We start from the raw sequence: 22,093 nt of genomic DNA, 5'->3' as shown, positions 1-22,093 counted from the left end.
GGTGCTGCTCTGGCTTTGTTGCCTGTTTGTTATGCCTGTCCGGTCACATTGCCGGAATCTTCAATCTCATGCCGGGCCGCACGGCCCCCGGTGACGCCAGCTTGTCGCGGTTGGCGCGATAGATAATCTCCTCCGCCGTGGCGGTGCCGTAGTGGCGCAGCGCGATCCCGGCCAGGCTGTCGCCTGGTTGCACCACGTACCCCATTCCCTCGGGGCTCGCCGGCACCCCGGGCAGCCGCAGCGCCTTGCCGGTGGTGGCGCCGGTGACAAGCGGCGCATTGGGGCCACCGTCCCCGGGTGCGACGGCAAAGGCCAGCGCCATGGCGCAGGACAGTATGCCGCCGCTGAGCAGGAGGCGGGTCACGCGGCAGGCCCCCCATCGGGTATCCGGGGCTGGCTGTCGCGTGGCCGCGGCGGCACGGGCGGGATACACCCGTACCCGGCATCGACCGCCTGGCGTGCCAAGGGCAGGCCGGCGGAGAAGCTCTCCACAATCCACAACATTTAATGTTCCCCGAGAGCGCCCCCGCCATATGTCGATGGAAAGTATTGATCTGGGCGGAACGCTCGCTATTAGGCCCAAATATAGCGAAAAATGGCCGAATCAGTCAATGATTTCCTGATTCGTCGGGCGATTTCCTGGGGCGGCCGGCGAAAAGGACTCATCCTCAGCGTGTTAGCCGTTTTCGCGCAGGACCGATCCGGCGAGATAGAGCGATCCGCAGATCAGGATCCGGGCCTCCGGCGCGGTTGCCGTTACGGATGTCAGCGCCTCGGCCACCGTGGCGGCGGCCTTGGCGGGCAGGCCAACGGTCTTGGCGGCGGCAACGGTTTCCTCGGCCGGCAGGGTGTTGGCCTCGCCCGGAATCGGCACGGCGGTGAGGCTTTGCGCGACCTGTGCCAGCGGTCGCAGATAGCCGGTGACGTCCTTGGTGTTGAGCATGCCGCAGATCAGATGCGTCGGCCGCGCCGGCAGCCGGGCCAGATGCGCCGCCAGCGCCACGCCCGCCGCCGCATTGTGGCCGCCGTCGAGCCAGAGCTGGGCCCGGGGCGCCATTTCGGCCAGCGGCCCTTCAGTAAGACGCTGCATCCGCGCCGGCCAGACCGCCCGGGTGACGGCCGCCGTGCAGGCGGCTTCGTCAAAGCCCAGGTGCCGCAGCGCGGCCAGGGCGGTGCCGGCGTTGTCGATCTGATGCGCGCCGGGCAGATTGGGCAACGGCAGGTCGAGCAGTCCGGCGTCATCCTGAAAGACCATGCCGTCACGTTCCTCATGGGCATGCCAGTGCTGGCCGTGGGCGAGCAGAGGCGCCCCTAGCTGCGCGCCCCGGGCCTCGATCACCTCCAGCGCTGCCTCCTGTTGCGGGCCGATGACACAGGGCACACCGCGCTTGAGGATGCCAGCCTTTTCGGCGGCGATCTTTGCCAGCGTGTTGCCGAGGAATTGTTCGTGGTCGATCGAGACCGGGGTGATCACCGTCAGCGCCGGGCGGTCGATGACGTTGGTGGCGTCCAGCCGACCGCCGAGGCCGACCTCGAGCAGGGTGTAATCGGCCGGGGTGCGCGCCATGGCGAGGATGGCGGCGCAGGTGGTGATCTCGAAGTAGGTGATGCTTTCGCCGCCGTTGGCGGCATAACATTCATCGAGATAATCGGTCAGCGCCGGTTCGGATATCAGCGTGCCGGCCAGCCGGATGCGTTCGTGAAACCGCGCCAGATGCGGCGACGTATAGGCGTGCACGCGTTTGCCGGCGGCTTCCAGCCCGGCGCGGATCATCGCCTGGGTCGACCCCTTGCCGTTGGTGCCGGCGATATGGATCACCGGCGGCAGGTCGTTCTGCGGATTGCCCAGCGCTTCGAGCAGGCGCCAGACCCGGTCGAGCGTCAGATCGATCACCTTGGGGTGCAGCGCCATCATCCGTTGCAGGATGACGTCGGAGGTCTCGGCGCTCATTCCTTTGCGGCGTGCTCGTCCGCCGCTTTCGGCGGCTTTGTCGGTTCCGGCTTCGGTTCCGGCACCGCATCGGCCGGGGCGGGCAGGTCACCGTGAACCGCCGGCGGTTGGCCCATCAGCATGCGGCAGATGGTGATCAGCTCGTCGCGCAGATCCTTGCGGCGCGTCACCCGGTCGAGCATGCCGTGTTCGAGCAGATATTCGGCGCGCTGGAAGCCTTCGGGCAGCTTTTCGCGGATCGTCTGTTCGATCACCCGCGGCCCGGCAAAGCAGATCAGTGCATTGGGCTCGGCGATCTGCACGTCGCCCAGCATCGCATAAGAGGCCGTCACGCCGCCGGTGGTGGGATGGGTCAGCACGACGATATACGGCAGGTTGGCCTCTTTCAGCATCTGCACCGCCACCGTGGTGCGCGGCATCTGCATCAGCGACAGGATGCCCTCCTGCATGCGCGCGCCGCCGGCGGCCGAGAACAGGATCAGCGGACAGCCCCGGGCCACGGCACGTTCGGCGGCGGCGATGATCGCATTGCCGACATACATGCCCATCGACCCGCCCATGAAGGAGAAATCCTGGCCGGCGGCCACGATCGGCGTGCGGCCGATCTCGCCCTCGGCGACCAGCATCGCCTCTTTTTCACCGGTGGTCTTCTGTGCCGCCCGCATGCGGTCGGGATACTTTTTCTGATCGCGGAAATGCAGCGGATCGGCCAGCGGTTCGGGCACCGCAACCTCGCGGAAGATGCCGCCATCGAACAGGGTGTGAAACCGGTCGCGCGGGCTGATCGGCATGTGATGGCCGCAGCTGGTGCAGACGTTCAGGTTTTCCCGGATCTCGCGGTGAAACAGCATGGTGCCGCATTCGCTGCACTTGGTCCAGAGGTTCTCCGGCACCTCGCGCCGCGAGAAAATCGAATTGATGCGCGGACGCACGTAGTTGGTGATCCAGTTCATGTCCGACCTGTTCTTCGGGCCATATCACGGCCATTTGCCCTCGACTTAAGCGGGATGGCGGTGAAATGCAATCATGACCGGAGCCGCGGCGGGGCGCCGGAAAGCCGGCCGGGAAATGTCGCGCATCGGGGCTTGCGGCAAATCCGGCGCCCGGCATAGATTGCACCAGGTCACTTCAACGGAGATGGCCCGCCGGGATCCGGCGGGACGAGGGCATGCCAGGACGACAAGGGATCACGGTGCCAAAGGCGGCCGGTATGGCGCTGCTGCTTGCCGGGCTGACCGCCTGCGGCGAGGAGGTGCCGCGACTGGCGCTGATCGACCGGCCGGCGGGCGGCGGCTTTTTGTCGGCGCTGACCCAGCCCCGACAGCCGGCGGCGCCGCAATCGCGGGCGGCGCTGGCGCGGGGCGATGTGCAGCTTACCGCGCCGCGCGGCTGGTGCATCGAACCGGAATCGCTTCAGGCGCGCGGCCAGCAGGGCTTTGCGCTGCTGGTCGGGTGTCATGCGCTCGGCGCGACCGAGACCGGCGGCGCCGTGCCCAGCGGCGTGCTGACGGTCGCGGTCTCGGCGCGGCGCGCCCCGGGCGAGGCGGATGCGGTCGAGGCGCTGCGCCAGGCGGTCGAGAGCGGTGCGGTGCGCAGCGAGGACCGGGTGGACGACGTGGCGCTGATGCGGCTGCGGCCCCGGGTGTCCTCCGATCCCTCGCAGCTCGGCGATCCGGTCTGGCGCGCGGTCTTTGTGCATGAACAGCGGGCGATCTCGCTGGCGGCCTATGGGCCGGAGGGCGGCCAGATCGCCGGCGGCGCCGGCGCGGCGCTGCTGCTGGCCATTGCCAAAGGGATCCGCGGCAACAGGCCGGAGTGAGTTCGCGCCGGGGCGGGCACATGGGTCTTGACCCGGCAGCACGGTTCGGGCGTTTGTGGAATTGTAAGGGTTCGGGGTAAGACTGCGTGCGGCAACGACACGCGGCACCGGTGCAGCAGGGGCAGTAGAACAGGCAGGGCAATGGCAGGGCAGAGACGCGGCTTTCTGGATCGGATCACCCATCGCGGCGCGCTGCGCCGCTGGCGCAATGCGGCGCTGGCCGCGCCGCAGGCCGACCTGGCCGAATTGCGCCGTCAGCGCGGCCGCGCCCGCAAGCTCCGCCGGCAGCTCGACGAGCTTCTGCATGTGGCGGACTACCGGCTGGCCTTGCCGGCGATCGGCAGCGATGCCATCGCCGCACCGCATGACAGCGACTGGACCTGGCGCCCCGAGGCCTGGCGCGGCCCACTGCCGGCGGCGGGGGGCGCGGCGGTCGAGAGCGGCGTGCAGCTGGGTGGCGAAGTGACGCTGTTTCATGATTGCACGATCTCCGAGCTGACCCTGCGCCAGCTGCGCAACACCCGCGAGGCCGACCTGGCGCCCTTTGGTTTGCGGATGGATGTGTTCCGGTTCGACGGCTCTTATCTCTCGCTGGCGGTGGCGCTGCCGTCGGCGGCGGTCGCGGGGCTGACCAAGGCGCATCTGATGCGGGTCGACTGCATGGTCGAGCTGGAGAGCCCGCTGGAGATCTTTGCCCGGCTGAACGTAAAAAGTGGGCCCAATACCGAAAAGCTCGTGCGCGAAGTGCCGCTGAACAGCGGCGAGCGGTATGTGGAGTTCGACCTCGCCTATTCCCGGCTGAACGAGAAACGCATCGACAAGGCCTGGCTCGACCTGATCTTCGAGGGGCCGCAGATGAACCAGGTGGTGCTGCGTGACCTGACCTTCAGCCGCCGGCTGCGCGCAGAGATATGAGGGGGATGACATGTCGGAACTGACGCTGACCAGGACCCGGTTCTTTGAGGGCACATGGGAGGGCGTGGTGCAGGACCGCGCCCCCGGGGCCGGCGACCCGGCGATTCAGGTCCTGCTCAAGGATCGGCCGGTCGAGGGCGTGGAGCTGCGCCGCGACGCCGCGCCGGGCAGCTGGACGCTGCGCTTTCCGGTGCCGGCGCGGCTGTTGAGCGAGGGCAGCCATACCTTTGTCTTTGCCGATGCCAGCGATGGCGGCGTGCTGGACAGCTTCTCGATCATCGCCGGCGAGGCGCTGGGCGACGATATCCGTGCCGAGGTGGACATGCTGCGGGCCGAGCTCGACATGCTCAAGCGCGCCTTTCGCCGGCATTGCCGCGAGACCGGCTGAGGCGGGGATTTCGTCCTGCCTGCGCAGGCCGACAGGCCGGGGGCGCTGCCCCCGGACCCCCGCGGTATTTTCCGCAAGAGGAAAGCCGTGACCGGGTGACGGAACGGCGGATGGCGTTCTGACCCCACGTTCCGCGTGACAAAGTCACGTCAATCCGCTGACCTCCGCTGCGAAAGAGGAGGCTGCCGATGACCCGCTACCCAAACCTGTTCCGCCCGCTGGATCTGGGCCATGTCACGCTGAAAAATCGGGTGCTGATGGGGTCGATGCACACCGGGCTCGAGGAGACGCGGGACTGGAACCGGGTGGCGGAGTTCTATGCTGCGCGGGCCCGCGGTGGCGTGGCGCTGATGGTCACCGGCGGCATGGCGCCGAACCGCGAAGGCGGGGTCTTTCCCGGTGCCGCCGGGCTGTTCAGCCCCGAGGACATCGCCAATCATCGGGTGGTCACCGACCGGGTGCATGCCGCCGGAGGCATGATCGCGATGCAGATCCTGCATGCCGGACGGTATGCCTATGGCCCCGATTGCGTCGCCCCCAGTGCCGTCAAATCGCCGATCTCGCCGTTTCCGCCGAAGGCGCTGGACGAGGCCGGCATCGAAAAGCAGATCGCCGATATTGCCGAGGCCGCCCGCCGCGCCAAGGAGGCGGGCTATGACGGCGTCGAGGTGATGGGCTCGGAAGGCTATTTCATCAACCAGTTCATCGTCAGCCATACCAACAGGCGCACCGACCGCTGGGGCGGCTCCTACGAGAACCGCATCCGCCTGCCGATCGAGGTGGTCAAACGGGTGCGGGCGGCGGTGGGGCCGGAGTTCATCGTGATCTACCGACTGTCGATGATCGACCTGGTGCCCGATGGCTCGACCCATGAGGAGGTGGTGCAGCTGGCGCAGGAGATCGAGAAGGCCGGGGCCTCGATCCTCAACACCGGCATCGGCTGGCACGAGGCGCGGATTCCCACCATCGCCACCTCGGTGCCGCGCGCGGCCTTTGCCTGGGTCACTAGGAAGCTGATGGGGCAGGTGGGCATTCCGGTGATCACCTCGAACCGGATCAACACGCCGGAGGTGGCCGAGGACGTGCTGGCGGAGGGCTGTGCCGACATGGTCAGCATGGCGCGGCCCTTCCTGGCCGATCCGGCCTTCGTGGCCAAGGCCGAGGCCGGCCAGGCCGATCTGATCGCGCCCTGCATCGCCTGCAACCAGGCCTGTCTCGATCACACTTTCGGTGGCAAGATCTCGAGCTGCCTGGTCAATCCGCGGGCCTGCCATGAGACCGAGCTGGTGATCGCCCCGGCCGGGACCAAGAAGAGGGTGGCGGTTGTCGGCGCCGGGCCCGCGGGGCTGTCGGCGGCGATCACCGCGGCGGAGCGCGGCCACGCGGTGACGCTGTTCGACCAGGCCGAGGAGCTCGGAGGCCAGCTCAACATGGCCAAGCGCATCCCCGGCAAGGAGGAATTCGTGCCCTTCGTCGCCTGGTTCGAACGCATGGTCGAAGCGGCCGGCGTCAACGTGACGCTGGGCCGGAGGGTCGGGGCGGAGGATTTGCAGGGCTTTGACGAGGTGATTGTCGCCACCGGCGTGCTGCCGCGCGACCCCTGCATCGAGGGGCAAGGGCGGCCGAATGTGCTCAGCTATGTCGAGGTGCTGCGCGGCACCGCGGTGCCGGGCCGCCGGGTGGCGGTGATCGGCGCCGGCGGCATCGGCTTTGACGTCGCGGAATTTCTTGTCGAGCAGGGCCAGTCGCCGACGCTCGACCTGCCGGAATGGATGCGGACCTGGGGCGTGACCGACCCCGAAACCGCACGCGGCGGGCTGGCGCCCGAGGGGCCGCGACCGGAGGCGCCGCAGCGCGAGGTCATTCTGCTGCAACGCAAGCCCGAGCGTCCGGGCAGGCGGCTGGGCAAGACCACCGGCTGGATCCACCGGGCGGCTCTGAAGATGAAGTCGGTCGAGATGCGCGCCGGGGTGAACTATGAGCGGATCACCGATGAGGGGCTGTGGATCTCGAAGGGGGAGGCGCGCGAGGCTCCCGAGCTGCTGGAGGTCGATACCGTGGTGCTCTGTGCCGGGCAGCTGTCGGAGCGGTCGCTGGCCGATGCGCTGGAGGCGCGCGGCGTTTCGGTGCATGTGATCGGCGGCGCCGATGTGGCGGCGGAGCTCGACGCCAAACGCGCGATCGACCAGGGCACGCGGTTGGCCGCGGCGCTCTGAGGCCGGCCGGCCCACGGGCCGCGCGTCTTGGGGGGGGGCGATGCCGCGGCGCTGGACCTCACGCGGGCGTGACCGGAGAAGCCGCGGGCCGGGGGGAACGTACGGCGCCGGACTGCGTTGGGCGGGCTGAACCGAAAACAGGAGGCCGCGTCATGCCCAAGATCGAAAATGCCCGTATCCTCGTCGTCGCCACCCATGGCTTCGAGCAATCGGAACTGGAATTCCCGCGTGACCAACTGCGCGTCAAAGGCGCCAAGGTCGACGTGGCGACGCTTGACGGCAAAGCCATCACGGGCTGGGAAGGCACCGACTGGGGCCGCGAGGCCGAGGCCGACCTCAGGATCGTCGAGGCCAAGGCCGAGGACTATGACGCCATCGTTCTGCCCGGTGGCCAGATCAACCCCGATCTGCTGCGCGTCGAAGCCGATGCGATCTCGCTGATCAAGGCGTTCTATGCCAAGGGCAAGGTCGTGGCGGCGGTCTGTCACGCGCCCTGGCTGCTGGTCGAGGCCGGGCTCGTCAAGGGCCGCCAAGTGACCTCGTATCCGTCGATCCGCACCGATGTCGAAAATGCCGGCGGCCTCTGGCAGGACAAGGAGGTCGTGGCCGACCTGGGGCTGGTGACCTCGCGCAAGCCCGAAGACCTCAAGGCGTTTGTCTCGAAGATCGTCGAGGAGATCGAAGAGGGCAGGCACGATCGGCAGGCCGCCTGACGCGCGCCGTGAATCGAGGAAAGGGCGGGCCGCTGTGCCCGCCCTTTTTTTGTCGCCCGGACGTCACGGAGCGGCCACAATCTTTGGAAACAAAGTGCGGGCTTGCACCGCAAAATGGTGCGACGATGAGGGACACCCGCCATGCGTGTTTTGCCCTGTGAACAGTGCGCTAGATACCGCGATATTGTCAGCGCACGGCCCCGGTTCTGCCCGAATTGACGATCATTACTGTTCTCCGGGATGTCACAGTTTATCGAGGAACACGTATGGATCGCCTGACTGAAATGGAAGCTTTCGCCACCGTTGTCGATCAGGGCGGGTTTACCGATGCCGCCAAGAAGATGGGAATTTCGAAGTCCGCCGTTTCCAAACATGTCTCCTCGCTCGAGGCCCGGCTGGGCGCGCGGCTGCTGAACCGCACCACCCGCCGGGTGAGCCCGACAGAGATCGGACTGGCTTATTACGACCGCGCCCGACGGGTGCTGAACGATGCCGGCGAGGCGGATGCGCTTGTCACCTCGATGCAATCGGCGCCATCTGGGCTGCTGCGGATTTCGGTCGCGACCGATTTCGGCGTCAACCACATGTCGCCGATCCTGGGAGAGTTCCTGTCCGAATTTCCCGACATCACCGTCAACATGGTGCTGAACAACCGCTACGTCGAGCTGATCTCGGAAGGTTTCGACATGGCGGTGCGGATCGGCGAGCTGGAGGACAGCACGCTGCGCGCCCGCAAGCTGACCGAAACCACCAAGCGGATGATCGCCAGCCCGGCCTATTTCGAGAAATACGGCCGGCCGACCAAGATCGACGATCTGAACGAGCACAAGCTGCTGCATTATTCCAACCAGTCGAGCGGCAATGTCTGGAAGGTGACCGCCCCCTCGGGCGAAAAACGCCAGGTGCGCACCGCCGGCTGGCTGAGCGTAAACGACGGCCAATCGCTGCTCAATGCCGCGGTGGCGGGGCTGGGCATCGCCTATCTGCCGTCTTTCCTGTACGGCGAGGCGATGGAGAAAGGCCTGGTCGAGGATGCGATCCCCGATCTGCCGGTCGAGACCCAGGGCGTCTATGCGGTCTATCCGCCGGGCCGGTTCACCCAGCCCAAGGTGCGCGCCTTCATCGATTTCCTGGTCCATGCCTTTGCCGACAAGGGCCCGACCGACTGGTAAGTTTTGTCTCCGTGTAACGATTTCACCCCCGGTCCCTGTGCCGGGGGTTTTTACATTGGCGCCTTGTCAGGCGACCACCGCGCCCCGGCTTCCGCGCCGGGGCCCCTTGGCCTGGGGCGGAGAGGTCCCGGCGCGGCGGCCGGGACGGGCGGGAGACCGGTGGCATGAATAGGTCCGGAAGACGGTCTGTGGGTGCGGCAAAGAACCCGCGCGCCCCGGACCCGATCCGGGGCCTCCCGGCCAATCAAGGCACGGCGCCGGGGCGCGATCACGCCGGTTGCAGCATGCGGCCCAGCCCGCGGCCGCCGAGAACATGGACATGCAGGTGCGGAACCTCCTGCACACCGTCGCGGCCGGCGTTCGAGATCAGGCGAAAGCCGCCGCCTTCGCCCAGGTCGACGCCGCACATTTGGGCGACCTGGCCGATGGTGCGGACATAATCGATGATTTCCGCTTCGCCGGCCTCGCTGGCGAAATGGTCAAAGCTCACATAGGCTCCCTTGGGGATCACCAGCACATGGGTCGGCGCCTGCGGCGTGATGTCGTGAAAGGCCAGCGAATGCTCGGTCTCGATCACCGTGGTGTTGGGGATCTCGCCGCGCAGGATCTTGGCGAAGATGTTCTGGTCGTCATAGGCATAAGACATGGCGGTTCCTCAATCGGCAAACAGGTGATCGGTGTGGGCGACGTCCAGCGCGGTCTCTGGCGGGACTTGCAGGAAATCTGCGAGGGCGCGGGCATTCTGCTCGGCGGTTTCCCATTCGCGGATTTGGCTGTGATTGGCGAACCCGGCATCGCGGATCGTCTCGCTCTCGAACAGCACGTCGTTGCGGATGGTGGGCAGCAGACGGCGCAGCGCGTCGGGCTTGGTGTGGTCCCCGGCCAGACCCACGCGTTTGGCGTGGCCGACGAGATAGGCGTCGGTAAAGTGGCATTGCACCTCGAGCAGCCGGGTCACCGAGCGGTCGCCGTAGAAATCCTGCAACAGGTCGATGTTCGCCGGGTCGAGGCAGATCAGCAGCCGGTCGGTGTCGTAATAGTCGAACAGCATCCGCATCAGCGCCCTGCGGTGGCGGTGGCGTTTGTCCATCGAGGCCTGGATGCCCCCGAGATCGGGCAGGGCGCAATTGTCTTCGTTGAACAGATATTCGACCGCCGGAACATTGGTAAGTTGCTGGATGCGCCAGACCAGCCGCTTGGCGACGTGCCATTTCTTGCAGACCACGATCAGCATCTCGCGGTCGCGGCCCAGCGACCCCTCGTTCTCCCAGAAGCGCGGGGCGAAGCGCCGGCCTTCGCGGCCCCGCCCGGTGAGAAAGGTGTAAAGGCTGCGGCCCTCGTTGGAAATCTGGAACTCGGCCCCGTCCGAGGAATAGAGCACCCCCAGCCGGCGTTTGAGCTCTTGCGCTTCGGGGCTGATCTTGCGGGCGAAGAGGTAATCCTGGCTCATCAGGAGATCGTAGTGATCGTTGTAGAAATTCACCGGCATCCCGTAGTCCGAGAACATCAGGAAGGTGAGCGTGCGGTTGCGAATTTCCTCTTCCGGCACCAGATGGCGCACCAAGGTCTGAAAAAAGGTCTCGTCGGGGATCCAGGTGGTGCGAAAGAACCGCATCACGTCGCGACGTTCGCGGGTGAAGGCCAGGATCCATTCAATGGTGCGGCGGCGCAGGCACCACCATTGGCTGCCGATCATGATCTGCAAATCCGACGGGATTTCGCGTTCCAGCCCGAGCCGTTTTTGCAGGTTCATCGCGGCGTAGAACAGCCGCTTGTTCTCGCGCTCGTTGAAATAGTGGCGATAGATCAGCCGCTCTGCCTGGATACCGGTCTTGATCCAGTCCGACTCGAAAAAGTCGAAGCTCTCGATGAAATCGGCGTCGTTCTCGTCGAGGAACTCATGCGTGTATTCGGCCGATTTGATCGCCATGCAATCGCCCGAGAGCATGTAGAAATGCGTCGCCTTGGGAAAGGCGGCGACTGCCGCCTCGGTGGCCAGAAGCGTCGCCTCGACCAGCGACCAGGCCCCCCAGCCGCATTTGATCCGGCGCTTGGCAAAGGTGACATGCGCGTTGTCGGCCAGAGCGCTGCGGATCCGGTCATAGGCGGCCCGCGGCGCCCGCGCGTCGAAATGGATCGACATGTAGTCGTCTTTTGCCGTAAGCCGCTGGGCCTGCTTGATAACGGCCTCTGGATCCTTGTGACAGAGCAATATGAAGGCTATTTTCGACATTGTGATCTAGGTCATATTCCGCGCGTCCCGCCCTGGCCCTCAGTTAAAGCCGATGACGTGTTGAATAAACAGGGTTTAGTAACAAAAACAAACGAGCGTATAAGCTTTGCAACGACAAGAGCAGACTGGAGGCAGCAGCCCATGGGCTTTCCCGGCACATGGATGACGGAGAGTGAAAGCGTGGTCTATCGCGTGGTGCCGAAATGCGCCTGCTCGACCATTGGACAGATCCTCTATTATTCCGACCACGGCGAATTTTACGATGGCGACATTCATGACGCCACCACGGGGCTGCACAAATGGTCCCGCGAGGACAGCCAGAACCTGATCAACGCCAACGTCAAGACGCATCAGGCCTATGCCTTCACCTGTGTGCGCAACCCCTATACCCGCATCCTGTCGTCCTTTTTCGACAAGATCTGCGGCATCCAGCGCAACGGCAACCGCTACCGCGGCAACCTGGTGCCGATGCTGGTGCAGAAATACGGCATCGAGGTCGGCGGCGACGACGGCAAGGGCGAGTTCGACCAGATCGCCAGCTTCCGTCGCTTCCTGCTGTTCGCCCGCGACACCATTCGCTGGCGCAAGCCGATGGACCCGGACATCCACTGGTCGGCGACCTCCGGCCACGTTTCGACCTTCATCTGCAACGGCGGGCGCTACGACAAGATCATCTGGACCGAGAAGTTCAACGAGGGCATGTCCGAGGTGCTGGGCAAGATCGACACCCGCCACGAGGTCAAGCTCGCGGAGATCCCGCGCTTCAACGAGAGCGAGGGCCACGGGCCGAAACGCGCGCATCCGGTCGAGGATTACTTTGACGACCTGTCGATGCACCTGGTCTACGAAATGTACAAGCGCGATTTCGACGTCTTCAAATACGATCCCGCCGATCCGTCGAACAAGATGCCGGTGGCCGAGATCGACCTCGACGAGGTACACGCCAAGCTGGGGGAATAGGCCAGGACACCGGGCGCCGGTTTGTCACCCGTTGCTCAGAAACCGGCCACCCCGAAAACCGTGCCCCGGCCCCCGCGCCGGGGCCTCTTGGCCGGCCTCAACGCGCAAAACCGCGAGGTTCGGGGCCGCGGTCTCAGGCCAGGCCCGCAGCCTCCAGAACCTGCAACAATTCGGTCTCGGCCCGCGGGCCGACGTGGCGGATCACCTCGCCGGCCACGGCACAGCCCATGCGGCCACAGGTCTGCATGTCACGGCCCTGCGCCAGACCGTAAAGAAAGCCGGCGGCAAAGCCGTCGCCCGCCCCGGTCGCATCCACCGGCACGATCCGCTGCACGCCGACATCGGTACGCTGGCCGTCGGCCACGATCGTCACCCCGTCGCCGGATCGGGTGCAGCAGACCAGCGAACAGATCGCCGAGACCTTGGCCAGCGCCTCTTCGGTGTCGTCGGTTTCATACAGCGAGCGGATCTCGGCCTCGTTGCCGATCACGTAATCCAGCTCGTTCTCGATCAATTGCAGGAAATCCGCCCGATGCCGCTCGACGCAGAACGGATCCGAGATCGCAATCCCGGCCTTGCCGCCGGCGGCGCTACAGGCGCGAGCCATGCGGGTGAAGGCGTCCTTGCCCTTGTCCTTGTCGAACAGATAGCCCTCGAGAAAGACGATCTCGGCCGCAGCCGCCACCGCCTCGTCGACATCCTCCGGCCCGAGTTCGGCGGAAATCCCGAGATAGGTGTTCATCGACCGCTCGCCATCGGGCGAGACAAAGATCATCGAGCGCGAGGTCGGCAGTTCGCCGCCCGGCACCGGCGGATTGACAAAGGCGGTGCCCACCTTCTCCATCGCCTCGGCATAGAAGCGGCCCAGCGCATCGTCATGCACCCGGCCGACAAAGGCTGTCCGCATGCCCAGATTGCCGGCCCCGGCGATGGTATTGGCCACCGACCCGCCAGCCGCCTGCTTGCGTTCGCCCATGGCACCATAGAGCACCTCGGCGCGCTCGCGCTCGATCAGCTGCATGATGCCCTTGCCGATCCCCATGTGTTCGAGAAAGCTGTCGTCGGCTTGGGTGATCACATCGACGACGGCGTTGCCGATGCCGACAACCTGATAGGTCTTCATAGGTTCTTGTCCTCGTACATACAGAGATCTCGGATGATGCAGGTGGCGCACATCGGTTTGCGCGCCTTGCAGACGTAGCGGCCGTGCAGGATCATCCAGTGATGGGCGTGCTGCTGGAAATCCACCGGGATGTGATCCTCGATGGCGCGTTCGACGGCTTCGACATCCTTTCCCGGGCAGATGCCCGACCGGTTGCCGAGGCGAAAGATATGGGTGTCCACCGCCTGCGCCGGGTAGCGCCACCACATGTTGAGCACCACATTTGCGGTCTTGCGCCCGACCCCGGGCAGCGAGATCAGCGCGGCGCGGGAATTGGGCACCTCGCCGCCATAGTCCTCGACAAGGATTTTCGACAGCTTGATGACGTTCTTGGCCTTGTTGCGATAGAGACCGATGGTCTTGATGTGCTCGGTCAGCCCCGCTTCGCCCAAGGCCAGCATCTTCTCCGGCGTGTCGGCGATGCGAAACAGCTCCTTGGTCGCCCGGTTCACCCCGGCATCGGTCGCCTGCGCCGAAAGCGCCACGGCGACCACCAGCGTATAGGCGTTCACATGGTCGAGCTCGCCCTTCGGTTCGGGCTCGGCGGCGTGAAACCGGCTAAAAATCTCGCGGATCGTGTGATAATCGAGCTGCTTGGCCATGCCCGTTCTATGGCCCAGCCCCGACGCAAGCGCAACATTCGGGTCGCGACAGTCCGGCCTGCACCCTAGATTGAGGCAAAGGAGTTGCCCGATGACCATGCAGGAAAACGGATATCACTATCAGGTCATGCGCCGCGCCATCGATCTGATCGACGCCAGCCAGACGCCGTTGACGCTGGAGGCGCTGGCCGGCGAAATGAACATGAGCCCGGCGCATTTCCAGCGGCTGTTTTCGAAATGGGTCGGTGTCTCGCCCAAACGCTATCAGCAGTATCTGGCACTGGGTCATGCCAAGGCGCTGCTGCGCGAGCGCTTCACCACGCTGGCGGCGGCCGATGGTGCCGGGCTTTCGGGGGGCGGCCGGTTGCACGATCTGTTCCTGCGCTGGGAGGCGATGAGCCCCGGCGATTATGCCCATGGCGGCGCCGGGCTGAGCATATATTGGGGCTGGTTCGACAGCCCCTTTGGCCGGGCGCTGGTGATGGGCACCGACCGTGGGCTTTGCGGGCTGGGCTTTGCCGCCGAGATGGGCGAGGCGGCCTGTATGGAGGATCTGCGCCGCCGCTGGCCCGAGGCCCGCTACCAGGAGGCGCCGGAGCGCCTCGCCGCCTGGGTCGGCGCCGCCTTTGGCGAGGTGCGGGGCGAGACCCCGCTCTACCTGATCGGCGCGCCGTTCCAGATCAAGGTCTGGGAGGCGCTGCTCGCGATCCCTTCGGGCCATGTCACCACCTATTCCGAAATCGCGACGAGCATCGGCAGGCCCAAGGCGGTGCGCGCGGTGGGCACGGCGGTGGGCCGCAACCCGGTCTCCTGGCTGATCCCCTGTCATCGCGCCCTGCGCAAATCAGGCGCGCTTGGCGGATATCACTGGGGCCTGCCGGTGAAACGCGCGCTGCTGGCATATGAATCGGCCCGCGCCGAAGCCTGACGCCGGTCCTTCTTCGGTTCACAGATATCCTCGGTCGGGTCGGGGGCGGCACCGCCCCGCCCTCGCGACACCGCGTCAACGCCGAGAGGTGGCAAGCTTTCGCCGATTCCCCCTTGCACGTAATTGTGAGCGGCGACAGGATCGCGACCAGTGTAAAGCACGCGCGGCGTGCGACAGCGCAATCAATGAGGCGAACGACTATCATGACTTTTCTGAGCAAACCCATCCTGCTGGCTTCGGCCGCCGCGCTTTCGCTTGCGGCCTGCACCACCCAGGGCCCCAACCAGAACCAGAAAGCCCGACAGGGCGCGATCCTCGGCGGCCTTGCCGGGGCGGCGGCCGGCGCGATCGCCGGCGGCAACGAGGTCGAGAAACGCAACCGGATCATCGGCGGCGCGATTGTCGGTGCCGGCGCCGGCGCGGTCATCGGCAACCGTCTGGACCAACAGGAAGAAGACCTGCGCCAGAGCATGAGCAACGGCACCATCACCAACACCGGTGACCGGCTGATCGTGACCCTGCCGAACGACATCCTCTTTGCTGTGAATGACGCCACCGTACGTCCCGATCTGCAACGCGACCTGCGGGCGCTGGCCGGCAACCTCCAGGCCTATCCGAATTCGACCGTCCAGATCGTCGGCCACACCGACAGCGACGGCGACGCCGCCTATAACCTCGGCCTGTCGCAACGCCGGGCGCAATCGGTTGCCAATGTGCTGGTCGCCGCGGGCGTCTCGGGCAGCCGGCTTCAGACCATCGGCCGTGGCGAAGACCAGCCGGTGGCGGACAACCTGACGGCGCAGGGCAAGGCCCAGAACCGCCGCGTCGAAATCGTGATCCTGCCGAACGCCTGATCGCTTCGGCCGGGTTCTTCGACCCGATCCCATGTCCGGCCCCGGTCCGCAGTTGATGCGGGCCGGGGTTTTTCATGCGCCCCCGGGGCCGGACCGGCGCCTTGCCTTGCGCCGACATCGAGGTATCTCCTTGGGGCAGACAGAAAGAGAGGCAGCACATGGCAGTAACCCTTCTGGGCATCTCCGGCTCCCTGCGCGCGGAATCGTCCAACACCAAGCTGATGCGCGAGGCGCTGCGGCTCTTCGGCGCGGCCGAGACCGCCGAGGCCGACCTGCGCCTGCCGCTGTATGACGGCGATCTCGAGGCGGAAGAGGGCATTCCGGCACCGGCGCGACGCCTGGCCGATCAGATCGCCGCGGCCGATGCGCTGGTGATCTCGGGGCCGGAATACAACAAGGGGGTCTCCGGTGTGCTGAAAAATGCGCTCGACTGGATCAGCCGCACCGATGTCTTTCCCTGGCAGGGCAAGCCGGTGGCGATCATGTCCGCCGCATCGGGCCGCGCCGGGGGCGAGCGCACCCAGATGATGCTGCGCGCCAGCCTGGTGGCCTTTCGGCCCAGGTTGCTTCAGGGGCCGGAGGTTCTGGTGGCACAGGGGCGCGAACAGTTCGATGCCGAGGGCCGGCTGATCAATGACCGCTATGAGAAGACGCTGACCGCGCTGATGGCGGCGCTGCGCGAAGAGGTGCGACGCCAGGGGCTTGCCGCCGGGACGGCGATTGACCACTCTGCCTGAAACAGCCGGCAGGAGACCCGATGACAGATCACGTCGATCCGACGCGCGAGAGCTTTGCAGCGTTCCGCGAGATGCAGCGCGAGGGGCCGGTGCATATGCTCAACCTCGTGCGCCTGCACGCCCGCGCCCGCTATGACGACGGCACCGAGGCCAGCGGTGCCGAAGCCTATCGCGCCTACGCCCGCGAAAGCGGCCCGATCTTTCAGCGGTTGGGCGGGCGGCAGGTCTGGGTCGGACAGCCCGAGCTGATGCTGATCGGCCCCTCGGAAGAGCGCTGGGACATTGCCTTCATCGCCGAATACCCCTCGGTCGATGCCTTTGTCGCGATGATCCGCGACCCGGACTACCGGCGTGCGGTGCGCCACCGGCAGGCGGCGGTCGAGACCTCGCGGCTGATCCGCATGGCGCCGGGTGCGCCGGGGGCGCATTTCGGCGAACTGGCCGAAGGCTGACCGGCGCCGCACCCCAGCAGGCCGGCCCCGTCGGCCGGCCGCCGCGCTCAGCGGCGCGACAGCGCGTGATAGATATGGGTGAAGGTGGCGGCGCCGAGGATCGGCACCAGCAGGTTCAGCAGCGGCACGCTGAGCGGCATGGCCATCAGGATGCCGGCGATCCAGATCGTCGTGCCATGTTTGCGGCGCATCTCCCGGGCACCCTCGCGGCCGATCCGGCGCATCGCGGCAAGGGTGAAATACTCCCGCCCGAGCAGAAAGCCGTTCATTCCCCAGAAGATGAAGGGCGTGGCCGGCGGAAAGAACACATAGAGCACGAAGGCCACAAGGTTGGCACCGATCAGGATGCCAAGAAAGCTGACCGTATCGCGCGCCGCATCGGCAAAGGGCACCGGGGTGGCCGGCGGCAGGCTGGGATAATGCCGGTCTTCGACCGCCTGCGCCACCTCGTCGAGGAACATCGAGGTGATTGCCGAGGCCACCGGAATCATCAGGAAGGCCGAAAGCACGATCATGAAGACCAGCGAGCCGATGCTCAGCAGATCGCCGACCCAGGTGACCTCGCCCACAAGCGGCAGGGTCATGCTTTCGCCGGTGAGCCATTCGATCAGCCAGAGCAGCCCGGCATAGGCCCCGAAGAGCAGCGCCACGGTCAGCCCGATGCCCATCCAGAGCACCTTGCGGAACCGGGAATCGCTGAGCTGGCTGAGCGATTTGAGAAAGGCGGACAGGATCATTGGTCCATCCAGGTGACCTTGGCCCCCTGATCGGGGCGCGGGCGGTCCGGCGGTGCGGCGCGTTCGGTGCCGATGTGGATGATGCCGGCAACGCTTTCCTGCGGTGCGAGCGCAAGGCCCTGTTCGACAAAGCCGCGGTCATGGCTGGCCCAGCCGGAGAGCCAGTTCGCACCCCAACCGGCCGCCAGCGCCGCATTGAGCAGCGATAGGCAGACCGCCCCGGCGGAATAGAGCTGTTCGATCTCGGGCACCTTTTCAGAGGCCACGGGTGCGGCCACCACCACCACCGCCAGCGGGCTGTCGGCATAGGTGGCGCGGGTCTTTTCCACCTGGTCGGGGTCGAGCCCGAGCGCCGCGCCGCGGGTTTCGGCAAGGCCCGCCAGACGGTCGAGTGCGGCCCGGTCGAGCACGATCAGCCGCCAGGGTTCGAGCTTGCCGTGATCGGGGCTGCGCAGGCCGGCGGTCAGGATCGGGTCCAGCGCGGCGCGGTCCGGCGCCGGGGCCTGAAGCGTCTTGGCCGGGCGCGAGCGGCGGCTCAGCAGAAAATCCAGTGCAGCTTGATTGGGTTGGGGCATGCGGCTCTCCTGACGTGTCGCCGCTTATGTCACCCGTCGGGCCGGGGTTTTCAAGGGCAGGCGGCGTCCCGGTCGGGGAATGGCCCCAGATGAATGTTCCGAGCTGTCTGGACGGGCCCAGTGTGCAAATGCTTTACCGGAGGCCGGGCTGATGCCTCAGCCCTGTTGCGCGGCGCGGCGATAGACGCCTTCGGGCAGGTCGATGGCGGTGGCCAGATCGCGCATCTGGGCGATCGACAGGGTGATCCTGTGCATCCTGTCCTCGCGCGGGTCATATTGCTCGACGGTGATGCATTCGGCAAAACCGTTGACAACGACGTCCTCCTGAAGCGGGGCGTCGCCTTCATCCACAAGGGTGACGACGGTGGCGTCGAATTCGTGCTCGATCGTAAACATGCCACCAGATTAGAGGCTGGCGGGGCATTTGCAACCGGCGCCGGGGGCCAGGATAAGCAATTCCCCGCCTTGCGGCTTTTCACATCTGGCACCCGGCTGTTGCGCGGCCTATTTTCGATCTGACATGACTCGTATCTCTCTCCTGTTCCTGACGCTCTTCCTTTCGGCCTGTGCCGCGGTCGCGCCTGCGCCGCGGCTGCCTCAGGATACGGCGGGGCCACTGACCGAAACCCAGATTCAGCGCCGTGCCGATGCGGCGGCGCGGCAGTTCGTGGCCGTGGTGGAACAGGTCGAACCCGTGGCCGAGGCCGAATGCCGCAAGGTGCGGTTGCGCGGGCCCTGCGATTTCCAGATCGTCGTCGACGATCGGCCCGGCCAGGCCCCCAACGCCTTTCACACGCTCGACCGGCAGGGCCGGCCGATCATCGCCTTCAACCTCGCGCTAATCCTGAATGTCGACAATGCCGACGAGCTGGCCTTTGTCATGGGCCATGAGGCGGCGCATCACATCGGCGGCCATATCGAGCGGGCGCAGCGCAATGCGACGCTGGGCTCGGAGCTTTTCGGGCGGGCGGCGGCGACCATCTCGGGGGGTGACAGCGGTGCCATAGAGGCCGGGCTGGAGCTGGGTGCGGCGCTTGGACGGCGCAGCTTTACCAAGGATTTCGAGCTCGAGGCGGATGCCATCGGCACGGTCATCGCCCATCGCGCGGGCTTTGATCCGGTGCGCGGCGCCGAATTCTTTGCCCGCATTCCCGATCCCGGAAACCGGTTTCTCGGCACCCATCCGCCCAATTCCGCGCGGATCGAGACGGTGCGGCGGGTGGCACGCCGGCTGAAATGAAAAACCCCCGCGAACGTCCGGTCGCGGGGGTACTTTTCAGTCCTGACGCAGCGCTCAGTCGAGCCGCGCGTTGCGGTGCAGCAGCGGCGTGATCCGGCGCACGGTGGCGCGGCGGTTGGCGCGCTCGGGGCCTTCACGCGGCACCAGTAGATCGCTTTCGCCATAGCCTTGGATGATCAGGTTCTCCGGCGGCACGTCGAAATATTCCACCAGCGCCAGCGCCACGGATTCCGCCCGGCGGTCCGACAGGGCGAGGTTATAGGCGGCGTCGCCCACGGTGTCGGTGTGGCCTTCGACGATAAACAGCTCGTCGGGATTGGCGGCAAGGAAATCGGCAAGCTGGCTGCCCAGATCGGCCAGTTCCTCGGCTTCGCCCGGCTGGATCACCGCAGAGCCGGTTTGGAAGTTGACCGCATCAAGCGTGACCTCGGGCATCAGGTGGCGGACTTCACGGATCGAGCGGACCTGATTGAGCGAAAAGCGGCGGTCGACATCGGCGGCCAGCTGCGCGTTCAGCGCGGCTTCCAATGCGGCCCGATCGCCAGAGGTGACGGTAACGGGCTGTTGTCGGCGCGGCTCTGGCAGGGTGGTCACATCGACCGGTTCTGCCGCTTCCTCGGTGTCGTCGAAAAGCACGATGCGGCGGCCGTCGGCACGCACCTGCACCCGGCGCACCACGGTGCCATCGGCGGCCCGAACGGTGATCACCTGGCTGCCGTCGGGGCGGGTGACGACCACACGCGACGAGCCGTCGGCAAAGTTGCGGGTCTCGACCTCCGAGCCGGGCTGGCGCAGCAGCACGTCATCATCGCGGATGACCTGAAGATCGTTGCCGCGCCGCACCACCACCCGGTCGCCCGAGTTGGACACAACCTCGTCGGCGTCGCCGAGAATCTGGCTCAGCGCCAGCACGCCAAGCCCCAGGGCGGCGGCGGTTTCGGCATTGCTGAAGCCGCGATCATCATCGTCATCGTCGTCTTCACGGGTGCCGCGCTGCTCGGCTTGCTGTTCGACGATGACGTCGCTGCCGAATTCCTCGCTGCTCGAGCGGACGTCGGCCTCGGTCACGGTCTCCACCACGACCTCGCCTTCGGCGGTGGCGGCATCATCCTCGGCCGCCATCGGTGTGCTGTCGGCAACGGTCGTGTCCGGCTCGGTTTCTTCCGGGGCGGGCTCGACCACCTCCACCTCCATGCCCAGAGCGGCCTTCACCGCGGTGCGCAGTTCGGCCTCGGACATATTTTCCGTGGCTCCGAGGTCGAGCGACAGGTCGGAGGCCAGCGCGAGAAGCTGATCGCGGCTCATGGCGTCGATGTCGTTGATACCGGCCAGGCCACCGAGGGAGGTCTCTGCCTGCGTCTCGGTCTCAGCTTGCGCCTCGGTCTCCGCTTCCGCTTCGGCTTCGGCCTCACTTTCGACCTGGGTTTCGGTTTCGACCTGCGCTTCGGCCTCGGCCTCCGCTTCGGTTTCGATCTGTTGTTCGCCCTCCGGCGCGTCCTCTGCCTGCGCGTCTTCAAGCGCCTCGCGGAGTTCTTCGGTCTGCTCGCCGGCCTCTTCGCTGGCCGTTTCTGCCGCGTCCGCCGCCTCCTCGACGACGTCCTGGGCTTCTTCGACAGCTGCTTCGGCCGCGCCCTCGACCTCTGCGGCGGCCTCCTCGGCGGCCTCGGCGGTTACTTCGGCGGCGCCCTCGGCCGTGACTTCCGCCGTCTCGGCCGGCGGTTCTTCGCTCTCTGCGGCCTCGTCGACCGGCAGCCCAAGCTCCGTCTTGATCGCGACGCGAAGCTCTTCGAGCTCCATCGCCCGCGCGGCATCGCGGTCAAGGCCGATCAGCACGCCAAGCTGTTCGAGAATGTCGCGGCCCATCTCGTCGATCTGCTCGGCCGAGGGCATTTCGCCGGCTGCAAAGGCTGACACGTCGCCGCTTTGTGCCGGGGCGACCGTGGGAACGGCCAGCGCGAGAGACAGCACAATGGCCGTGCTTTTCATCAATGTCGATCTGGTCATCTTGATACCTCTTCTCAACTCGCTGGCCCAACGCCGCAGCGGCCCGACTGTTCCAGCCGGCGAGATCGATCGGCACAAATTCGCGTGACGCCGGGTTTTGACCCAGATCAAAGGCCGAGGCGACCCGTCCTGCTAGGCTGGGGCCGTCGTTGCACAGCAAAGGGGAACGCCATGCAGTCACCACAGAAGATCAAGCGCCATGCGATCTTGATGGATCGGATGGCCGAAGCGCGGGGGCTCGATATGGAAGAGCAGGTCTTGCGCGGACGGATCAGCAGCGAAGCGGTGGCCGATGCGGTGCTGAGCTGTACCAATTGCCCCCGGCCGGACGACTGCGCCAGATGGCTCGACCGGCAGGCAGCCCCGGTGGCCGCGAGCCCCGGCTATTGTCGCAACGCCCGGATGTTCGACGATTTGTCAAAGGGTTGACCGGCG

General features: G+C 66.3%; 24 protein-coding genes. 13 read left to right on the top strand and 11 right to left on the bottom strand.

Features of this window, described 5'->3' with window-relative positions; all coding sequences use genetic code 11:
- Positions 1 to 43: 43 nt before the first annotated feature.
- From AC0J5K_RS15665 to accD, 3 genes are all read right to left on the bottom strand, one after another.
- Positions 44 to 364 carry a LysM peptidoglycan-binding domain-containing protein gene (locus AC0J5K_RS15665; protein WP_274565314.1) on the bottom strand — a complete coding sequence of 107 codons (321 nt, stop codon included), beginning with the start codon at positions 362 to 364 and terminating at the stop codon, positions 44 to 46.
- Positions 365 to 676: 312 nt separating this feature from the next.
- Positions 677 to 1,951 carry a bifunctional folylpolyglutamate synthase/dihydrofolate synthase gene (locus AC0J5K_RS15660; RefSeq protein WP_274565315.1) on the bottom strand — a complete coding sequence of 425 codons (1,275 nt, stop codon included), beginning with the start codon at positions 1,949 to 1,951 and terminating at the stop codon, positions 677 to 679.
- Positions 1,948 to 2,904, bottom strand: coding sequence for an acetyl-CoA carboxylase, carboxyltransferase subunit beta (gene accD / locus AC0J5K_RS15655; protein WP_074835997.1), 957 nt, complete (start codon positions 2,902 to 2,904; stop codon positions 1,948 to 1,950). The genes AC0J5K_RS15660 and accD overlap by 4 nt, the downstream gene beginning before the upstream one ends.
- Before the next feature lie 257 nt (positions 2,905 to 3,161).
- Here accD and AC0J5K_RS15650 point away from each other — a divergent pair, with 257 nt between their 5' ends.
- The 6 genes from AC0J5K_RS15650 to AC0J5K_RS15625 all read left to right on the top strand — a co-directional run bounded on the left by AC0J5K_RS15650 (position 3,162) and on the right by AC0J5K_RS15625 (position 9,174).
- Entirely contained in the window at positions 3,162 to 3,770 is a 609-nt protein-coding gene (locus AC0J5K_RS15650) for a hypothetical protein (protein ID WP_048533277.1), read from the top strand.
- A 141-nt stretch (positions 3,771 to 3,911) separates the two neighbouring features.
- The gene (locus tag AC0J5K_RS15645; protein ID WP_274565316.1) at positions 3,912 to 4,685 is read left to right on the top strand and encodes a DUF6478 family protein; all 774 of its coding nucleotides are present in this window, start codon (positions 3,912 to 3,914) and stop codon (positions 4,683 to 4,685) included.
- Between the two features lie 10 nt (positions 4,686 to 4,695).
- Positions 4,696 to 5,073 carry a hypothetical protein gene (locus tag AC0J5K_RS15640; RefSeq protein WP_048533275.1) on the top strand — a complete coding sequence of 126 codons (378 nt, stop codon included), beginning with the start codon at positions 4,696 to 4,698 and terminating at the stop codon, positions 5,071 to 5,073.
- A 188-nt stretch (positions 5,074 to 5,261) separates the two neighbouring features.
- Complete coding sequence (locus tag AC0J5K_RS15635; RefSeq protein WP_274565317.1) at positions 5,262 to 7,289, top strand: NADPH-dependent 2,4-dienoyl-CoA reductase; 2,028 nt, start codon at positions 5,262 to 5,264, stop codon at positions 7,287 to 7,289.
- 152 nt (positions 7,290 to 7,441) lie between these two features.
- Positions 7,442 to 8,002 (top strand): type 1 glutamine amidotransferase domain-containing protein, encoded by a 561-nt coding sequence (locus tag AC0J5K_RS15630; RefSeq protein WP_074835991.1) that lies wholly within the window; start codon positions 7,442 to 7,444, stop codon positions 8,000 to 8,002.
- 266 nt (positions 8,003 to 8,268) lie between these two features.
- Positions 8,269 to 9,174 (top strand): LysR family transcriptional regulator, encoded by a 906-nt coding sequence (locus AC0J5K_RS15625; RefSeq protein WP_048533272.1) that lies wholly within the window; start codon positions 8,269 to 8,271, stop codon positions 9,172 to 9,174.
- Positions 9,175 to 9,442: 268 nt separating this feature from the next.
- On the opposite strand, the gene AC0J5K_RS15620 is transcribed toward AC0J5K_RS15625, so the two are convergent.
- Both AC0J5K_RS15620 and AC0J5K_RS15615 read right to left on the bottom strand, forming a co-directional pair.
- Entirely contained in the window at positions 9,443 to 9,820 is a 378-nt protein-coding gene (locus tag AC0J5K_RS15620; protein ID WP_048533271.1) for an HIT domain-containing protein, read from the bottom strand.
- A 9-nt stretch (positions 9,821 to 9,829) separates the two neighbouring features.
- Positions 9,830 to 11,407 (bottom strand): DUF5928 domain-containing protein, encoded by a 1,578-nt coding sequence (locus AC0J5K_RS15615; RefSeq protein WP_074835989.1) that lies wholly within the window; start codon positions 11,405 to 11,407, stop codon positions 9,830 to 9,832.
- 141 nt (positions 11,408 to 11,548) lie between these two features.
- Between AC0J5K_RS15615 and AC0J5K_RS15610 the strand changes: the two genes are divergently transcribed.
- Complete coding sequence (locus AC0J5K_RS15610; RefSeq protein ID WP_074835988.1) at positions 11,549 to 12,367, top strand: sulfotransferase family protein; 819 nt, start codon at positions 11,549 to 11,551, stop codon at positions 12,365 to 12,367.
- Between the two features lie 133 nt (positions 12,368 to 12,500).
- Here AC0J5K_RS15610 and AC0J5K_RS15605 read toward each other — a convergent pair whose 3' ends face one another.
- Both AC0J5K_RS15605 and nth read right to left on the bottom strand, forming a co-directional pair.
- Entirely contained in the window at positions 12,501 to 13,490 is a 990-nt protein-coding gene (locus tag AC0J5K_RS15605; protein WP_274565318.1) for an adenosine kinase, read from the bottom strand.
- Positions 13,487 to 14,131 carry an endonuclease III gene (gene nth / locus AC0J5K_RS15600; protein WP_048533267.1) on the bottom strand — a complete coding sequence of 215 codons (645 nt, stop codon included), beginning with the start codon at positions 14,129 to 14,131 and terminating at the stop codon, positions 13,487 to 13,489. The genes AC0J5K_RS15605 and nth overlap by 4 nt, the downstream gene beginning before the upstream one ends.
- A gap of 91 nt (positions 14,132 to 14,222) precedes the next feature.
- Here nth and AC0J5K_RS15595 point away from each other — a divergent pair, with 91 nt between their 5' ends.
- The 4 genes from AC0J5K_RS15595 (at position 14,223) to AC0J5K_RS15580 (ending at position 17,102) form a co-directional block, all read left to right on the top strand.
- Positions 14,223 to 15,059 (top strand): bifunctional helix-turn-helix domain-containing protein/methylated-DNA--[protein]-cysteine S-methyltransferase, encoded by an 837-nt coding sequence (locus tag AC0J5K_RS15595; protein WP_274565319.1) that lies wholly within the window; start codon positions 14,223 to 14,225, stop codon positions 15,057 to 15,059.
- Between the two features lie 203 nt (positions 15,060 to 15,262).
- On the top strand, positions 15,263 to 15,913 hold the full coding sequence (locus AC0J5K_RS15590) for a YiaD family glycine zipper/OmpA-like lipoprotein (RefSeq protein ID WP_074835985.1): 651 nt from the start codon (positions 15,263 to 15,265) through the stop codon (positions 15,911 to 15,913).
- 158 nt (positions 15,914 to 16,071) lie between these two features.
- Positions 16,072 to 16,650, top strand: a complete 579-nt coding sequence (locus tag AC0J5K_RS15585; protein ID WP_074835983.1) for an NADPH-dependent FMN reductase — start codon at positions 16,072 to 16,074, stop codon at positions 16,648 to 16,650.
- 20 nt (positions 16,651 to 16,670) lie between these two features.
- Positions 16,671 to 17,102, top strand: a complete 432-nt coding sequence (locus tag AC0J5K_RS15580) for a DUF1330 domain-containing protein (RefSeq protein ID WP_048533263.1) — start codon at positions 16,671 to 16,673, stop codon at positions 17,100 to 17,102.
- A gap of 47 nt (positions 17,103 to 17,149) precedes the next feature.
- Here AC0J5K_RS15580 and AC0J5K_RS15575 read toward each other — a convergent pair whose 3' ends face one another.
- From AC0J5K_RS15575 to AC0J5K_RS15565, 3 genes are all read right to left on the bottom strand, one after another.
- Complete coding sequence (locus AC0J5K_RS15575) at positions 17,150 to 17,839, bottom strand: EI24 domain-containing protein (protein ID WP_048533262.1); 690 nt, start codon at positions 17,837 to 17,839, stop codon at positions 17,150 to 17,152.
- A complete protein-coding gene (locus tag AC0J5K_RS15570) occupies positions 17,836 to 18,414 on the bottom strand; it encodes a nitroreductase family protein (protein WP_074835982.1) in 579 nt (192 codons plus the stop codon). The genes AC0J5K_RS15575 and AC0J5K_RS15570 overlap by 4 nt, the downstream gene beginning before the upstream one ends.
- Before the next feature lie 156 nt (positions 18,415 to 18,570).
- Positions 18,571 to 18,810 (bottom strand): hypothetical protein, encoded by a 240-nt coding sequence (locus AC0J5K_RS15565; protein ID WP_048533260.1) that lies wholly within the window; start codon positions 18,808 to 18,810, stop codon positions 18,571 to 18,573.
- A 124-nt stretch (positions 18,811 to 18,934) separates the two neighbouring features.
- Here AC0J5K_RS15565 and AC0J5K_RS15560 point away from each other — a divergent pair, with 124 nt between their 5' ends.
- Entirely contained in the window at positions 18,935 to 19,654 is a 720-nt protein-coding gene (locus AC0J5K_RS15560; RefSeq protein WP_074835980.1) for a M48 family metallopeptidase, read from the top strand.
- A gap of 54 nt (positions 19,655 to 19,708) precedes the next feature.
- Here the strand turns inward: AC0J5K_RS15560 and AC0J5K_RS15555 are convergent, their stop codons facing one another.
- Positions 19,709 to 21,658: an OmpA family protein gene (locus AC0J5K_RS15555; protein WP_274565320.1), complete on the bottom strand. Its 1,950-nt coding sequence runs from the start codon at positions 21,656 to 21,658 to the stop codon at positions 19,709 to 19,711.
- 171 nt (positions 21,659 to 21,829) lie between these two features.
- On the opposite strand from AC0J5K_RS15555, the gene AC0J5K_RS15550 reads away from it, so the two are divergent.
- A complete protein-coding gene (locus AC0J5K_RS15550) occupies positions 21,830 to 22,087 on the top strand; it encodes a DUF6455 family protein (protein WP_074835978.1) in 258 nt (85 codons plus the stop codon).
- Positions 22,088 to 22,093: the final 6 nt, after the last annotated feature.

The organism is Marinovum sp. E3 (genome assembly GCF_055755275.1).
This window is presented reverse-complemented; position numbering and strand designations above follow the sequence as displayed.

Coding starts and splice junctions, on each gene's coding strand:
- AC0J5K_RS15625 (WP_048533272.1), top strand. CDS start 8,269: ATGGATCGCCTGACTGAAATGGAAGCTTTCGCCACCGTTGTCGATCAG.
- AC0J5K_RS15560 (WP_074835980.1), top strand. CDS start 18,935: ATGACTCGTATCTCTCTCCTGTTCCTGACGCTCTTCCTTTCGGCCTGT.
- AC0J5K_RS15610 (WP_074835988.1), top strand. CDS start 11,549: ATGGGCTTTCCCGGCACATGGATGACGGAGAGTGAAAGCGTGGTCTAT.
- AC0J5K_RS15635 (WP_274565317.1), top strand. CDS start 5,262: ATGACCCGCTACCCAAACCTGTTCCGCCCGCTGGATCTGGGCCATGTC.
- AC0J5K_RS15585 (WP_074835983.1), top strand. CDS start 16,072: ATGGCAGTAACCCTTCTGGGCATCTCCGGCTCCCTGCGCGCGGAATCG.
- AC0J5K_RS15630 (WP_074835991.1), top strand. CDS start 7,442: ATGCCCAAGATCGAAAATGCCCGTATCCTCGTCGTCGCCACCCATGGC.
- AC0J5K_RS15575 (WP_048533262.1), bottom strand. CDS start 17,839: ATGATCCTGTCCGCCTTTCTCAAATCGCTCAGCCAGCTCAGCGATTCC.
- AC0J5K_RS15550 (WP_074835978.1), top strand. CDS start 21,830: ATGCAGTCACCACAGAAGATCAAGCGCCATGCGATCTTGATGGATCGG.
- AC0J5K_RS15660 (WP_274565315.1), bottom strand. CDS start 1,951: ATGAGCGCCGAGACCTCCGACGTCATCCTGCAACGGATGATGGCGCTG.
- AC0J5K_RS15645 (WP_274565316.1), top strand. CDS start 3,912: ATGGCAGGGCAGAGACGCGGCTTTCTGGATCGGATCACCCATCGCGGC.
- AC0J5K_RS15555 (WP_274565320.1), bottom strand. CDS start 21,658: ATGACCAGATCGACATTGATGAAAAGCACGGCCATTGTGCTGTCTCTC.
- AC0J5K_RS15620 (WP_048533271.1), bottom strand. CDS start 9,820: ATGTCTTATGCCTATGACGACCAGAACATCTTCGCCAAGATCCTGCGC.
- AC0J5K_RS15565 (WP_048533260.1), bottom strand. CDS start 18,810: ATGTTTACGATCGAGCACGAATTCGACGCCACCGTCGTCACCCTTGTG.
- AC0J5K_RS15605 (WP_274565318.1), bottom strand. CDS start 13,490: ATGAAGACCTATCAGGTTGTCGGCATCGGCAACGCCGTCGTCGATGTG.
- AC0J5K_RS15590 (WP_074835985.1), top strand. CDS start 15,263: ATGACTTTTCTGAGCAAACCCATCCTGCTGGCTTCGGCCGCCGCGCTT.
- nth (WP_048533267.1), bottom strand. CDS start 14,131: ATGGCCAAGCAGCTCGATTATCACACGATCCGCGAGATTTTTAGCCGG.
- AC0J5K_RS15595 (WP_274565319.1), top strand. CDS start 14,223: ATGACCATGCAGGAAAACGGATATCACTATCAGGTCATGCGCCGCGCC.
- accD (WP_074835997.1), bottom strand. CDS start 2,904: ATGAACTGGATCACCAACTACGTGCGTCCGCGCATCAATTCGATTTTC.
- AC0J5K_RS15615 (WP_074835989.1), bottom strand. CDS start 11,407: ATGTCGAAAATAGCCTTCATATTGCTCTGTCACAAGGATCCAGAGGCC.
- AC0J5K_RS15650 (WP_048533277.1), top strand. CDS start 3,162: ATGGCGCTGCTGCTTGCCGGGCTGACCGCCTGCGGCGAGGAGGTGCCG.
- AC0J5K_RS15580 (WP_048533263.1), top strand. CDS start 16,671: ATGACAGATCACGTCGATCCGACGCGCGAGAGCTTTGCAGCGTTCCGC.
- AC0J5K_RS15570 (WP_074835982.1), bottom strand. CDS start 18,414: ATGCCCCAACCCAATCAAGCTGCACTGGATTTTCTGCTGAGCCGCCGC.
- AC0J5K_RS15640 (WP_048533275.1), top strand. CDS start 4,696: ATGTCGGAACTGACGCTGACCAGGACCCGGTTCTTTGAGGGCACATGG.